This window comes from Acinetobacter terrae, assembly GCF_013004375.1.
Taxonomy (GTDB): Bacteria; Pseudomonadota; Gammaproteobacteria; order Pseudomonadales; family Moraxellaceae; genus Acinetobacter; species Acinetobacter terrae.
Genome location: NZ_JABERI010000025.1, coordinates 42,358 through 55,643 on the forward strand (window position 1 = coordinate 42,358; position 13,286 = coordinate 55,643).

Annotated in this window: 15 protein-coding genes, 4 tRNA genes and 1 pseudogene; 12 read left to right on the forward strand and 8 right to left on the reverse strand. The window is 39.6% G+C overall.

From position 1 onward, the window contains the following. Positions 1 to 15: 15 nt before the first annotated feature. Positions 16 to 471 (forward strand): Mpo1 family 2-hydroxy fatty acid dioxygenase, encoded by a 456-nt coding sequence (locus HLH14_RS10505; RefSeq protein WP_067724133.1) that lies wholly within the window; start codon positions 16 to 18, stop codon positions 469 to 471. A 33-nt stretch (positions 472 to 504) separates the two neighbouring features. Here the strand turns inward: HLH14_RS10505 and HLH14_RS10510 are convergent, their stop codons facing one another. From HLH14_RS10510 to rpsB, 3 genes are all read right to left on the reverse strand, one after another. Beyond that, a complete protein-coding gene (locus HLH14_RS10510) occupies positions 505 to 1,038 on the reverse strand; it encodes a DUF3465 domain-containing protein (RefSeq protein ID WP_067724132.1) in 534 nt (177 codons plus the stop codon). Positions 1,039 to 1,127: 89 nt separating this feature from the next. Then, positions 1,128 to 2,003 (reverse strand): translation elongation factor Ts, encoded by an 876-nt coding sequence (gene tsf / locus HLH14_RS10515; RefSeq protein WP_067724131.1) that lies wholly within the window; start codon positions 2,001 to 2,003, stop codon positions 1,128 to 1,130. Positions 2,004 to 2,143: 140 nt separating this feature from the next. Further along, positions 2,144 to 2,893, reverse strand: coding sequence for a 30S ribosomal protein S2 (rpsB, locus tag HLH14_RS10520; RefSeq protein WP_067724130.1), 750 nt, complete (start codon positions 2,891 to 2,893; stop codon positions 2,144 to 2,146). 209 nt (positions 2,894 to 3,102) lie between these two features. Here rpsB and map point away from each other — a divergent pair, with 209 nt between their 5' ends. Both map and HLH14_RS10530 read left to right on the forward strand, forming a co-directional pair. Then, a complete protein-coding gene (gene map, locus HLH14_RS10525) occupies positions 3,103 to 3,927 on the forward strand; it encodes a type I methionyl aminopeptidase (RefSeq protein WP_067724129.1) in 825 nt (274 codons plus the stop codon). A gap of 308 nt (positions 3,928 to 4,235) precedes the next feature. Continuing rightward, on the forward strand, positions 4,236 to 5,462 hold the full coding sequence (locus HLH14_RS10530) for a pyridoxal phosphate-dependent aminotransferase (protein ID WP_067724128.1): 1,227 nt from the start codon (positions 4,236 to 4,238) through the stop codon (positions 5,460 to 5,462). 84 nt (positions 5,463 to 5,546) lie between these two features. Here HLH14_RS10530 and HLH14_RS10535 read toward each other — a convergent pair whose 3' ends face one another. Further along, positions 5,547 to 6,389, reverse strand: a complete 843-nt coding sequence (locus HLH14_RS10535; RefSeq protein WP_067724127.1) for a DMT family transporter — start codon at positions 6,387 to 6,389, stop codon at positions 5,547 to 5,549. Between the two features lie 152 nt (positions 6,390 to 6,541). Next, positions 6,542 to 6,958 carry a GFA family protein gene (locus tag HLH14_RS10540; protein ID WP_171533047.1) on the reverse strand — a complete coding sequence of 139 codons (417 nt, stop codon included), beginning with the start codon at positions 6,956 to 6,958 and terminating at the stop codon, positions 6,542 to 6,544. Positions 6,959 to 7,118: 160 nt separating this feature from the next. On the opposite strand from HLH14_RS10540, the gene HLH14_RS10545 reads away from it, so the two are divergent. Next, positions 7,119 to 7,550: a PaaI family thioesterase gene (locus HLH14_RS10545; RefSeq protein WP_067724125.1), complete on the forward strand. Its 432-nt coding sequence runs from the start codon at positions 7,119 to 7,121 to the stop codon at positions 7,548 to 7,550. A gap of 81 nt (positions 7,551 to 7,631) precedes the next feature. Here the strand turns inward: HLH14_RS10545 and HLH14_RS10550 are convergent, their stop codons facing one another. After that, positions 7,632 to 8,090: a hypothetical protein gene (locus HLH14_RS10550; RefSeq protein WP_067724124.1), complete on the reverse strand. Its 459-nt coding sequence runs from the start codon at positions 8,088 to 8,090 to the stop codon at positions 7,632 to 7,634. A gap of 238 nt (positions 8,091 to 8,328) precedes the next feature. On the opposite strand from HLH14_RS10550, the gene HLH14_RS10555 reads away from it, so the two are divergent. After that, a tRNA-Asn gene (locus HLH14_RS10555) sits at positions 8,329 to 8,404 on the forward strand. A gap of 277 nt (positions 8,405 to 8,681) precedes the next feature. Here the strand turns inward: HLH14_RS10555 and HLH14_RS10560 are convergent. After that, on the reverse strand, positions 8,682 to 9,860 hold the full coding sequence (locus tag HLH14_RS10560; protein WP_067724209.1) for a trypsin-like peptidase domain-containing protein: 1,179 nt from the start codon (positions 9,858 to 9,860) through the stop codon (positions 8,682 to 8,684). Positions 9,861 to 10,031: 171 nt separating this feature from the next. Here HLH14_RS10560 and HLH14_RS10565 point away from each other — a divergent pair, with 171 nt between their 5' ends. The 7 genes from HLH14_RS10565 to HLH14_RS10595 all read left to right on the forward strand — a co-directional run bounded on the left by HLH14_RS10565 (position 10,032) and on the right by HLH14_RS10595 (position 13,072). Continuing rightward, positions 10,032 to 10,790: a Nif3-like dinuclear metal center hexameric protein gene (locus HLH14_RS10565; protein ID WP_171533048.1), complete on the forward strand. Its 759-nt coding sequence runs from the start codon at positions 10,032 to 10,034 to the stop codon at positions 10,788 to 10,790. Between the two features lie 153 nt (positions 10,791 to 10,943). Then, entirely contained in the window at positions 10,944 to 11,570 is a 627-nt protein-coding gene (locus HLH14_RS10570) for a superoxide dismutase (protein ID WP_171533049.1), read from the forward strand. A gap of 158 nt (positions 11,571 to 11,728) precedes the next feature. Next, a tRNA-Asn gene (locus HLH14_RS10575) sits at positions 11,729 to 11,804 on the forward strand. A gap of 5 nt (positions 11,805 to 11,809) precedes the next feature. Continuing rightward, positions 11,810 to 11,885: transfer RNA gene (locus HLH14_RS10580), tRNA-Asn, on the forward strand. Between the two features lie 256 nt (positions 11,886 to 12,141). Next, positions 12,142 to 12,393, forward strand: a complete 252-nt coding sequence (locus tag HLH14_RS10585) for a hypothetical protein (RefSeq protein ID WP_228139732.1) — start codon at positions 12,142 to 12,144, stop codon at positions 12,391 to 12,393. Positions 12,394 to 12,496: 103 nt separating this feature from the next. Next, a tRNA-Asn gene (locus tag HLH14_RS10590) sits at positions 12,497 to 12,572 on the forward strand. 56 nt (positions 12,573 to 12,628) lie between these two features. Further along, positions 12,629 to 13,072: a DUF2726 domain-containing protein gene (locus HLH14_RS10595; protein WP_131270112.1), complete on the forward strand. Its 444-nt coding sequence runs from the start codon at positions 12,629 to 12,631 to the stop codon at positions 13,070 to 13,072. Positions 13,073 to 13,080: 8 nt separating this feature from the next. On the opposite strand, the pseudogene HLH14_RS15975 reads toward HLH14_RS10595, so the two are convergent. Next, positions 13,081 to 13,203: pseudogene (locus tag HLH14_RS15975) on the reverse strand (ABC transporter permease); the annotation flags it as partial. Positions 13,204 to 13,286 lie beyond the last annotated feature (83 nt).

A 13,286-nucleotide genomic window follows, 5' to 3' on the forward strand; every position in this document is an offset into this window, starting at 1 on the left:
CAGCTGGAGTGGATGATGAAAACGATAACCGAATGGTTAGATGAATATAGTGAGAGTCATCAAGACAAAACCAACAAAGCCATTCATTGGGTTTGTGTACCCGCCATTCTTTTTTCAATCGTTGGAATTCTTGCTCATTTCAGTGCCTTATTGACTGCCCTGATACTGGTCTTAACTTTTGTCTTTTATGCGCGCCTCGATCTGGTACTTGCTGTTGCAATGGCCGCTCTACTCGTGGTCATGGCGGGGCTTATTTTTATCTTACCTGTAGGTGTCGGATTTTATATCGCAATTTTTGTTTTGGTTTGGATTGGGCAATTTTATGGGCATAAAGTCGAAGGTAAAAAGCCTTCATTCTTTAAAGACCTCCAATTCCTCCTCATTGGCCCAGTATGGTATATGTATGCCTATCTAGGTAATTTGGATACCCAAATGGGAAAACGCCAAAAATCGCAAATGACAGCAATTTAGATACCATCATCATTTTAGCCTTTTGAAGAACCTTTATTGATAGGTTCTTCCTTTATACTTCAACCAACCGTTGGCATGACTTTTTTGCGGGTCATGATGAGTCCAGTGGATTACACCACCTTGATCACTGTATTCATATTCACCATAAAATTGGACAATTTCACCCTTTTCCAAGTCATCCAAGCGCGGGCTTAAGTCAATATTGTGAGCGACCAATACCGTTTGCCCATTACCCAATTGCAGAATAAATTTTTGATGACGTGAACCGTTATTATCATCACGTAAAATAGCTTGCACTCGCCCACTTGATTGGACTTGAATATCACTTTTTTGTTGTTGAAATGCCTGTTGAATTTTTTCATCATCATTTTGAGTTTTCAAATTTGATGACTTCGATTCTACAGCTGCTCTTTGATGTTCTGTTTTCGATAAAATTTCACTTTGTGGTTCTAAATCCGTGAGCGATTGATTTGAAGGATTCTGCTGTTCTTGTAAATCAATTCCAAAATATGCTGCTATTAAGACAATAATAACTGCACCAATCCCCAGATTGGTTTTATTTGCCATGTTATCGTTCCTCAAAATTTTATTGTATTCATAAAAAAAGCCCCAAATGGGGCTTTTTTTCACAAAATAGTTTTACCTAAAGGCAAAAATTATTTTGCAGCAGCTTGAGCAGCAGCAACTTCTTCAGCGAAGCTCATTTCTGCTTTCTTCTCAATACCTTCACCTACTTCGAAGCGAACGAATTGAGCAACTGTAGTACCAGTTGATTTAAGAACGTCAGCAACTTTCTTGTCGTTGTCGATTACGTACATTTGACGCTCAAGAACAACTTCGTTCAAGTATTTTTCAACTGAACCAGTCACCATTTTTTCAACGATGTTAGCTGGTTTACCAGATTCTAATGCTTTCGCTTCAGCAATTTCTTTTTCTTTAGCGATAAGATCAGCAGATACGCCTTCAGCATTTACAGCAACTGGGTTGAACGCAGCAACGTGCATTGCAATACCTTTACCAGTCGCAGCATCACCTGTGTAAGAAACAACAACACCGATTTTTAAACCGTGTTTGTAAACTGCAAGGTTTTCGCCTTCAACAATTTTCGCACGACGAACTTGGATGTTTTCACCGATTTTTTGAACAAGAGCAATACGCGCTTCTTCAACAGTTTGACCATCTTCAAGTTTCAATTCAGCAATTTTAGCAGCATCAGTTTCGTTTGCAGCAAGAGCAGCAGCAGCAACTTTAGCAGAGAAACCGGCAAAGTTTTCGTCTTTAGCAACGAAGTCAGTTTGGCAGTTCACTTCTAAAAGAAGTGCTTTGTTGCCTTCTTGAGCAATCGTGATCGCGCCATCAGCAGCAATGTTACCCGCTTTTTTAGCTGCTTTTGCTTGACCAGATTTACGAAGGTTATCAATCGCTAATTCAACATCACCATTCGATTCTGTTAATGCTTTTTTGCATTCCATCATTGCAAGACCAGTACGGTCACGTAATTCTTTTACCATGCTCGCAGTAACTGCAGTCATGTTGTTCTCCTAAATACGGTAGAAAAATGAATCTGTTCAACAAAAACGGCCCAAAGTGTTCTCTGGGCCGTTCTGCTTTCTTGACGCTTAATTTGCCACCATTACATGTCGCAAAAATGACAACCTTGCGTCAAAACGCATTAAGCCTCTGGAGCTTCTTTAACTTCTTCAGCTTTCGCTTGAGCGTTTGCTTGTGATTGAGCGTACTCTTTACCAGCAAGAATCGCATCAGCCATAGCAGAAGCATAAAGTGTAACAGCACGGATTGCATCGTCATTACCCGGGATAACGTAGTCTACGTTGTCTGGGTTAGAGTTTGTATCAACGATACCGATTACAGGAATACCAAGGTTTTTAGCTTCTTTAATCGCGATTGATTCGTGGTCAACGTCGATTACGAATAATGCGTCAGGTAAACCACCCATGTTTTTAACGCCGCCTAAAGCACGTTCAAGTTTTTCCATCTCGCGAGTACGCTCTAAAGCTTCACGTTTAGTAAGCTTAAGGAAAGTACCGTCTTGAGATTGAGTTTGAAGGTCTTTTAAACGGTTGATTGATTGACGAAGAGTTTTCCAGTTCGTCAACATACCACCTAACCAACGGTGATCAACATATGGTTGACCAGCGCGTTGCGCTTGTTCACGGATGATGTTAGATGCAGCACGTTTAGTACCAACGAACAATACTTTGTTCTTTTTGCTAGCAAGATTGTTAACAAAGTTCAAAGCATCATTTAACGCAGGAACAGTATGTTCAAGGTTGATGATGTGAATTTTGTTACGCGCACCAAAGATGTATTCACGCATCTTTGGATTCCAGAAACGAGTTTGGTGACCAAAGTGCGCGCCAGCTTGAAGAAGGTCGCGCATGCTTACGTTGTAATCTGCCATTTTCTATACCTTAAAGTTTGGGTTAGGCCTCCATATATCCGCATTCTCCACTCTTTGCAGAGCACCCAGAGAAATGTGTCGATATATGTGCGGATTTTATTGCCCCATCGCACAAAGCCCGTGAAATATATTCACGAAAAAGCATTTGATAAAATGGGCGGCTATTTATACCATAGTCACATACAAATTTCCAAAAGTTTTTAGAGATCATGAACAGTACTTATAAAGCGCCAAGTCGACTCATTAAAACCCCTGACGAAATTGAAAAAATGCGTGTGGCGGGACGACTGGCAGCAGAAGTCTTGGATATGATCAAACCGCATATTGTTCCGGGTGTGACGACCCTTGAGCTTGATACGATTTGTCATGACTATATTGTCAACAAACAAGATGCCATTCCTGCATGTTTAGGTTACGGTGCAGCGCCCGGTCGTCCTGCATTCCAGCATGTGATTTGTACCTCTGTAAACCACGTGGTATGTCACGGTATTCCATCGGATAGCAAAAAATTGAAAAAAGGTGACATTTTAAATATTGATGTCACTGTAATTAAAGACGGCTACCATGGTGATACCAACATGATGTACATCGTCGGTGGTGAAACCTCCATTTTGGCTGACCGCCTGTGTAAAGTTGCTCAAGAGGCAATGTACCGTGGCATGGCAACGGTTAAACCCGGTTCGACCATTGGTGACATCGGTAATGCCATTCAAAAATATGTTGAATCTGAACGCTTTAGCGTAGTACGTGAATATTGTGGTCATGGTATTGGCACTGTGTTCCATGACGAACCTCAAGTCCTTCATTACGGTCAACCGAATACCGGCATGGTTCTGGAAGAAGGGATGACTTTCACCATCGAACCTATGGTGAACGCTGGTGTTTGGCAAACTAAATTATTAGGTGACAAATGGACTGTTGTGACTAAAGATCATAAGTTATCTGCACAATATGAACACACTCTTTTAGTAACCAAAACTGGTGTTGAAGTACTCACTGCGCGCCCTGAAGAAGACTTATCTCGTTTCATGTAATTATTCTATTTAAATTGCATCTTAAAAATGGCTACTTCAATGTAGCCATTTTTATGTTTAAACTTTTTTTATTTCATCCAGTCGCGTTATTTAGGTTAAAGCTTTTTCTAAACTTTCAATTTTTTGAGTTATTTTCTATTCTTATAAAAACATAAAATCGTATCCATTAAAGCCAAAACTATTAAAACAATTATTCATAAAAATATATTTTTTACATATCGTATATTTCTTGCACCCCTTTCTCCTGTTTTTTAGGCTAAGATAGTGTGCTTTTTTATTTTTTAATCCCTATAAGAAGGAATACTGCCGTGGACGTACGTCTCTCTGATCGTGTCAATGCCATCAAACCGTCCCCTACACTTGCTGTTACCAATAAAGCTGCTGAACTTAAAGCTGCTGGTAAAAACGTAATTGGTTTGGGTGCAGGTGAACCAGATTTTGATACCCCGCAACACATCAAAGATGCAGCAATTACTGCGATTAACAACGGTTTTACCAAATATACCGCTGTTGACGGTACTCCAGGTCTTAAAAAAGCGATTATCGCGAAATTTAAACGCGACAATAATCTTGACTATGCAGCAAACCAGATCCTGGTTTCTTGCGGTGGTAAACAATCATTCTTTAACTTGGCCCTTGCCTTGTTAAACAAAGGCGATGAAGTGATCATCCCTGCGCCATACTGGGTAAGCTATCCAGACATGGTGATCATCGCTGAAGGTGTTCCAGTTGTTGTTAAATGTGGTGAAGAACAACGTTTCAAAATCACTCCAGCTCAATTAGAAGCAGCAATCACTAACAAAACTCGCTTAGTGGTTCTTAACAGCCCATCTAACCCGACTGGCATGATCTACACTAAAGCTGAATTAGAAGCTTTGGCTGAAGTGCTTCGTAAATACCCAGAAGTGTTGGTTGCTTCAGATGACATGTACGAACCAATCCGTTGGGATGATGAGTTCTACAACATCGCAACTGTTGCTCCAGACCTTTACGACCGCGTAATTGTACTTAACGGTGTGTCTAAAGCTTATGCAATGACTGGCTGGCGTATTGGCTATGCAGCGGGTCCTGCTAAATTGATTGGCGCAATGAAGAAAATCCAGTCTCAATCAACTTCAAACCCAACTTCTATTTCACAAGTTGCTGCTGAAGCTGCATTGAATGGTCCTCAAGACGTTCTTGAGCCAATGATTGAAGCTTTCAAACGTCGTCACGATTTAGTTGTAAAAGGCTTGAACGACATCAAAGGTATTACTTGCTTACCTGCTGATGGCGCATTCTATGCATACGCAAACATCCGTCCATTGATTCGTGCGAAAGGCTTAAAATCTTGCACAGAATTCTCTGCATGGTTATTGGAAGAAACTGGTGTTGCCGTTGTTCCTGGTGATGCATTCGGCTTAGGCGGTTACATGCGTATTTCTTATGCAACTGCTGACGAAGTACTTGTAGATGCATTAGCGCGTATCAAAAAAGCTGCTGATTCAATCGAAGGCGTTGACGCTGCGATTGCTTCAATTGCTGCTGAAAAATAATCTGCTTTTTAAATAAGATTTAAAAAACCCGCGTTTATCGCGGGTTTTTTAATAACAAAGTTTTATATCCAATATAAGAAAGACTTAGTGATTGCCTTTAACGCTATGTTTGCCTGTATAAATAACCAAAAAAATTCCCAGCAAGACAATCACGGTAGATAAAACAATCCTTAGCCCGATTGTTTCACCAATAAAAAGTGAACCACCCAAAATAGCTAAGCACGGCACACTCAATTGCACAGCGCTGGCGGTCACACGGTCTATATGCTTCACTATGGCATACCACAGCACATAAGCACCGCTAGATGCTAAACCGCCTGACAGCACTGCTAAAAGTACACCTTGAGGCTTTGCAAAGCTTTGTGTATAAAATGCAACATAAGCTAGCAATACAAAAGGAATCGCCATCACAAAATTTGCCAGCGTACTTGCCAATGGGTTTTGCATATTCTTACCCGCGATGCTGTACATAGCCCAACCTATTCCTGAAAGCACCATAATTGCCACATAAACTAAATTTGGTGCAGTTGCACCCGGCAGCAGGAGAATGAAAATACCAAGAATTGCGATACCCAACCCTGCACCACGCTGAATATTGATTTTTTCACCATGACATAAGCCATAGCCGACCATACTCAACTGTACTGTGCCAAATAAAAGCAATGCCCCTACACCCGCATCAATATGCAAATAGGCCATTGAAAAGGCCACAATATACAGCGCAAGGGAAAAACCGTTTTTAATATTCCATTGTATTTTGGCTTTTTGTACAGAAAATATGTAGAGCAGCAACAAAACAGCTGCGCCACTACATACCCGAATCAAGCTAAAACTCATAGGATCAATCTGCTGTTCGGCCAGCGCCAGACGACATAAAACCGAATTGGCGGCAAAAGCTAGCATTGCAATGCAGATTTTAAGCAGCATGGTTGGACATCCTTATTCAACGATCTGCTTTAGATATATCGAATATATATAAGTAAATCCACTTATTAAATCTATAGCTTAAATCTACAAACTTTCCTGATTCAATTCATCAAAAATACAAACGAGTAAACACTCTTCATATTCATCAATTATTATTTTTCTTCTTGGTCTCTAGAAAATATCGCAATCACTTCAGCTTCTGTCATTTTTTTAGTTTGATTGTTAAATGAATAGAATGCTGGTTGATTATCTACATAAATCTCTAAATTGAAATTCAGATCCTCTGGTAATTGCTCTAGAGAAAATACATTAATATTGGCAAATGTATGGTCTTTGGTTCGCCAAAAAATTAGGGTACCACACGCATTACAGAACCCTCGTTCACCCCAATCTGAAGAACGAAAGACCGATAAATGCTGTGGGTCTATAAAATCTATATCCTGTATATCTACAGTCATCAATGGTCCTCCAGTCTGGCGGCGGCACATGGAGCAATGACAAGCGCAAACCTCATGGTTCTTCAGTTGTACCTCAAATTGAGTCGCACCGCATAAACATCTCACTTTCATCTTTATTCCTAATTTTTATCATTATTTTTAATATTTATACTTTAACCGTAAGCAAAAGACTCAGTACACTTCGATAATACAATTTTAAATTGATGATTTAATATCCACCCATCTAGAATTTAAGTTCCAATCTAAAATTTAAACACAACAAGGACAGGCAATGAATATCAAGAATCTTTCAGGCCTACAAATTATGCAAGAGATGTGTAATGGCAACATTCCAATGCCGTCGATGGCCACAACCATTCCCATGTCAGCAAGCGAAGTTGAACTTGGGTATGTGACTTTCATTGTGAAAGCAGATGATCGCCATCTCAATCCTATGGGTAGTGTGCATGGTGGCTTTGCTGCAACGGTCTTAGATTCAGTCACTGGCTGTGCTGTGTTTTCCATGCTAGAAGCAGGCCTAAGCTATACGACCATCGACCTAAATGTCAAAATGTGCCGCCCTGTTCCCCTCAATACCAAGCTTAAAGCTGTGGCTAAAACCATCAATATTAGTAAAAGCTTAGGCATTGCTGAAGGTCAGCTGATTGATGATGAAGGCAAGCTATACGCCCATGCCACTGCAACTTGTATGATTATTCGTTAATACAAAAAATGCTGGATTTGGAGCATGTTGACTCAACTGAGCTTAAGTTAAGTTACTTAAGCTCTTAGCATTTGATCATCATTAAACAGCCGATTTAAGTGATTTCGTTAACTCTGGGAAAGGCACTTCTGGACGTGACGTCGCTTTATAAATACATAAATATTTAAACACGCTATCGAGTGATACAGAGAGTTTCTTCTGTTCCGATATCGACCATACTTTAGAATTATTGCGTCCAGATAAGGCGCTGCCATTCAGTTGATACAAATACAGATCATGATCACGTTGCAAAGGTTGCTTACGACCATTTGAATAGCTTTCTAGTAACAATTGACAAGGGGAATTAATCAACCATTTATCACTAAACCAAAGCTGCAATAAGTCACCCAGATATAAGGCTTGAGTACCGACAGGCCACACTTGGATATAAGCATCTTCAACCGCAGTCTGATAGCGCTCAGGATCTTGAATGATAGAAAGGTAGTTGTCTTGATAAAAAGATAAATTTGAAAAGATTTCGGCAATCGTCAGCGTATGCATTCGCTTTCTCCTGTTTAGCCATTTTAGTGCTGGCAAGTTGGTTTAAATCCACACTGTTTGAACTTTCACTCAAACGCTCTGTTATGCATTTAATCTAACAAGCCGATTTTGGCTGTGCAAGTTTTTTTAACGTTTTTGATTTATTTGTCTAAATAAAAAGCATACAGCACAAAAATTAAGGAATCATGACACTTTTAGCTTGACCCCCCACAAAATCTCCTTATAATCGCATGCAGATTCTCCAATAGCTCAGTCGGTAGAGCGACGGACTGTTAATCCGCAGGTCCCTGGTTCGAGCCCAGGTTGGAGAGCCAAATACGAAAAAGCCCGCAGCATTAAAGCGGGCTTTTTTTTGCCTAAATAATCTATAACCATTTAAATCATCATAAAAAAATTATCCTGATTTCCTTTTTTTTAGATCAAATCTGCAAATATCTACTAGATATCAAGTTACTCTGTTCATAGCCATAAATTTATTGAGATATAAAAATTCGTAGTGAAATAATGAGGAAGCAATAAAAAAAGCGCATCGAAATGCGCTTTTAATCCATTCACCCTATCTAAACATGGATGAATCTAAAGATTTTTCTATTACTGAGGTAAAGGAATATATTGTGAATTATTATTCTGTGCTTTACGTTCAGTCACCACCACATTCAGGGTTAATGGTTTATCATCTCGAACCACTTCAACTTTGATCGTGCTATTCGGGGCTTGCAACGCAACATAATTAATCAAATGCGATGCAGAAGTAATAGTGTCACCATTTACCTGAATAATTTTATCGCCTTTCTTGATTCCAGCCTTGGCTGCAGGACCTTGAGGAAGCACGTCTGCAACCACAACACCTGTTTGCTTAGGTTCAAGAATATTTTCCTGTTGCACTGGCATTAGGCTGATACCCAACCAGCCACGAACCACGCGACCATCTTTTAAAATTGAATTCAGGATTTGCTGACAGACCTTCGCCGGGATGGCAAAGCCAATACCTAATGAACCACCTGATTGAGAGAAAATAGCCGTGTTCACACCAATCAAATTACCCGCAACATCAATCAGCGCACCACCCGAGTTACCCGGATTAATGGCAGCATCCGTTTGAATGAAGTCTTCATAAGTGTTGATACCCAAATCCGAACGATTGGTGGCAGAAATAATCCCTTGGGTGACAGTTTGCCCCACACCAAATGGATTACCAATGGCAAGAACAACATCCCCCACTTCATTAGCACTAAGTTTAAAAGGTAAAACCGGCAACTTGTCGAGTTCAATCTTAATCACAGCAAGATCAGAATCGGGATCTGTACCAATAATTTTTGCTACAGCACGACGCCCATCATTCAATCCCACTACAATTTGATCAGCCTGTGCAATCACATGATTATTGGTCAAGATATAACCATCCGAACGAACAATAACACCAGAGCCTAGGCTATTTTCATTTTGCTCCTGCCCGAATTGATCTGGTACTTCATCACCAAAAAATTCACGAAATGCAGGATCATTTAACAAAGGATGTTCAGCTTTTTTCACTTTCTGGGTGGTAAAAATATTTACCACCGCAGGAGCAGCAACTTTAACCGCAGCATTGTAAGATTCAATACCGCCTGTTCTCGTGGTACTGACTAAAGGCTCTACTTTCTCTACCGGCATTTTCACACCATCAGCCGCAACAGGTGCTTTAGGCTGTTGATATTGTTGCCATGCAAGAAAACCTAGCGTGACCAAAATGAGTAAAACCCAAGGTAACCATGTAAATGTGCGACGCACGTTAATTTCCTCTAACAATATTTTAATTCGTTGATGACTAAGTAATTTATGCGCCATTGTAAAATGAAATACAGCAGGAAACATAAAAATAGTGCAAGAGTTTTGTCATGCTTTAGTTACAATTCAAAATATGTTTTGATGATGTTAAATATTTAGGCTTTTGAGAAATTTATGGCAAAGCTCAACGAAATTATTCAGTGGTGCAACCAAACCCTGAAATCACACGAATTTAAAGACTATGCACCAAATGGTCTGCAAATTGAAGGCAAACCCGATGTAAATAAAATCTTGTGTGCAGTAACTGCATCACAAGATGCAATTGAAGCAGCCATTGAACAAGGTGCTGATTTGCTATTGGTTCATCACGGCTACTTCTGGAAGGGCGAACCCTACCCGATTACCGGCATGCGCGGCAAACGGATAAAAAGCTTAATCCAACATGATATTTCATTGGTGGGTTATCACTTACCTTTAGATAGTCACCCTACTTTAGGTAATAATGCGGCGATTGCGGATATTTTAGCATTAGAAAATATTGAAGCTTTAGATCCAAGCGAACGTAATCCGATTGGTAATATTGGTTATTTAAAACAACCCGTATCTGCTGAAGATTTTAAACTGTATGTGTCGCAGCGTTTAGATTTTAATGCCATTCATCTTCCTGCTGATAAAACATCAATCCAAAAAATCGGTTTCTGTACCGGTGGTGCGCAGGATTTTATCGGCAAATCGGCTGAACAAAATTGTGATGCTTATATTTCTGGTGAAGTCAGTGAGCGTACCTATTATGAAGCCAAAGAATTGAATGTGCATTATTACGCTTGCGGACATCATGCCACCGAGCGTTATGGCGTACAACGCCTTGCAAAAGCTATTTCAGAACAGTTCGATATTGAGTATAGTTACTTCGAATTAAACAATCCGATTTAATTTAAATTTTACGGTTTGACATTTTCTTTATACGTATAAATTCAGGCTTTATTCTGTATTGTTATTTATAAGCAATGCGCAATTTAGGCAAAGAATCCATTACAATAAGGCCACTTAATGTCAAAACCCAGCAAAACGCAAGGAATTGAAAACATGACAACGATTACTTTACCGGCACTTCCATACGGTTATGAAGATCTTGCTCCACACATTAGCAAAGAAACTTTAGAATACCATCATGACAAACACCACAACACTTACGTTGTAAACTTGAATAACCTGATCAAGGGTACTGACCTTGAAGGTAAAACATTAGAAGAAATCATTAAAGCTTCTGCTGGTGATGCTGCTAAAGTTGGCGTATTCAACAATGCTGCTCAAGTTTGGAACCATACATTCTACTGGAACTGTATGGCTAAAAACGGCGGCGGTAAAGCGACTGGTACTTTAGCTGCTAAAATTGATGAAGCTTTCGGTTCTTACGAAAAATTTGCTGAAGAATTTGCTGCTGCTGCAACAACTCAATTCGGTTCAGGTTGGGCTTGGTTGGTTGCTGACGAAGTAAATGGCAACCTTTCAATTCTTAAAACTTCAAATGCTGACACTCCACTTGCTCACGGTAAAGTTGCAGTGTTGACGATTGACGTTTGGGAACATGCTTATTACATCGACTACCGTAATGCACGCCCTGCTTACATCAAAACTTTCCTAGAAAGCTTGGTAAACTGGGATTATGCAAATGCTAAATATGCTGGCCAAGAAGCTGGCGTTGAAAAATAAGATTTAAAATAAATTTTATTTTTTGCATAAAAAACCACCCTTTATGGGTGGTTTTTTTATTTTTAGGGCATATCTGCATAATTATAAGGCAAATGATTCATTTCTTTATATTTACGTGTTGACGACTTGGGTTTTCATCCCTAAAATGCGCATCAGATTCTCCAATAGCTCAGTCGGTAGAGCGACGGACTGTTAATCCGCAGGTCCCTGGTTCGAGCCCAGGTTGGAGAGCCATCTATTCTTCCATAGCTCAGTTGGTAGAGCGACGGACTGTTAATCCGCAGGTCCCTGGTTCGAGCCCAGGTGGAAGAGCCAAGATTCTAAAAAGCCCACTCACCATGAAGTGGGCTTTTTTTTATCTGCCAAATTTCCATTTACTTCTCATGCGACAGATACTTTTAATCTGTTATCTTTCATCAGCACGCTTGATTTAAATCCTAGATCATTCCCCTATCTATTGTTCGCTTATTAAAATTTAGTTATGGTAATTCTAATAAAAATATTTTAATAAGCCACTATGAATGCAACCTGGTTAAAATCTCTCATTTTCTGGATTATTTTGATTGTTGTCATGTTCGCAGTGTTTCAATGTAGTCAAAATTCTGAAAATAAAAAGCAGGCTTCCGCGCTCATGTATGAACGCTTATTTCATTGCACCCGTAATTTACCCCAAAAGAACCCAGAGGTTTTAAAACACATTCAACAACAGCTCAAGCCTGAGCTTACCCAAGCCGAGCTGATGCAATTGATCAACGAATGCCGTAAAGCACACCCCTTACAAAGTAAAGAAAATTATATAGACCTCATAAAATCACTTAAATAATAAGCAATAAGTTTATTTTTAAAACATTCAATTCATTTTCATGGTTTTTTTAAGCATAAGCCCTTGACCCCTTCAGCTTAGATACATAGAATGCGTATCAGATTCTCCAATAGCTCAGTCGGTAGAGCGACGGACTGTTAATCCGCAGGTCCCTGGTTCGAGCCCAGGTTGGAGAGCCAAATTCTAAAAACCCACTCTACTTGAGTGGGTTTTTTCTTATCTGTAGATTCGTATCGTGTTTAATTCCAGTTCATCTACCTTTCTTGTGATTGGTATCATTGCCAGTCTTGCATTGATCATCCTGTGTGCTCAGCAATATTTCAAAACCAAAAAAAAGTTTTATCCCAAACGTGTCATTACGCCTTATGAATGCAGAATGTACGTTCGTTTAAAAGAAGCCTTTCCTCAATATCATGTCTTGGCACAAGTTGCTTTTAGTGCGTTAATTACCAGTCATAATCTTAAAATTCGCAATCAGTTCAATCGCAAAGTCACCGACTTCGTTTTACTTAATGAATCGCTACAAGTTTTAGTGATTATTGAGCTAGATGACCCAACCCATTTATACAAAGTTGAAGAAGATAAATTTCGCGATCACATGCTGCATGAAGCGGGATATCGCGTATTACGCTACACTGAAATTCCAAATGTCAGACAACTGCATAAAGACATTCTTTAAAAAATCATTTACGAAAGTCTATTTCTAAATAGCCAAGCAGCTAAAGGTAGCGTAATCAACGCTAAAACAATTAGTGCAATGAAATCCAGTTTAATCTGAGAAAAACTCGCACCCTCCAAATACAGCTCACGATGCTTGTGATGAACGTGATAATTTGCACAACTCCTTGTTATTCGAATTTTATGCGTACTTTTTATTTTGCGTCGTGCCATCA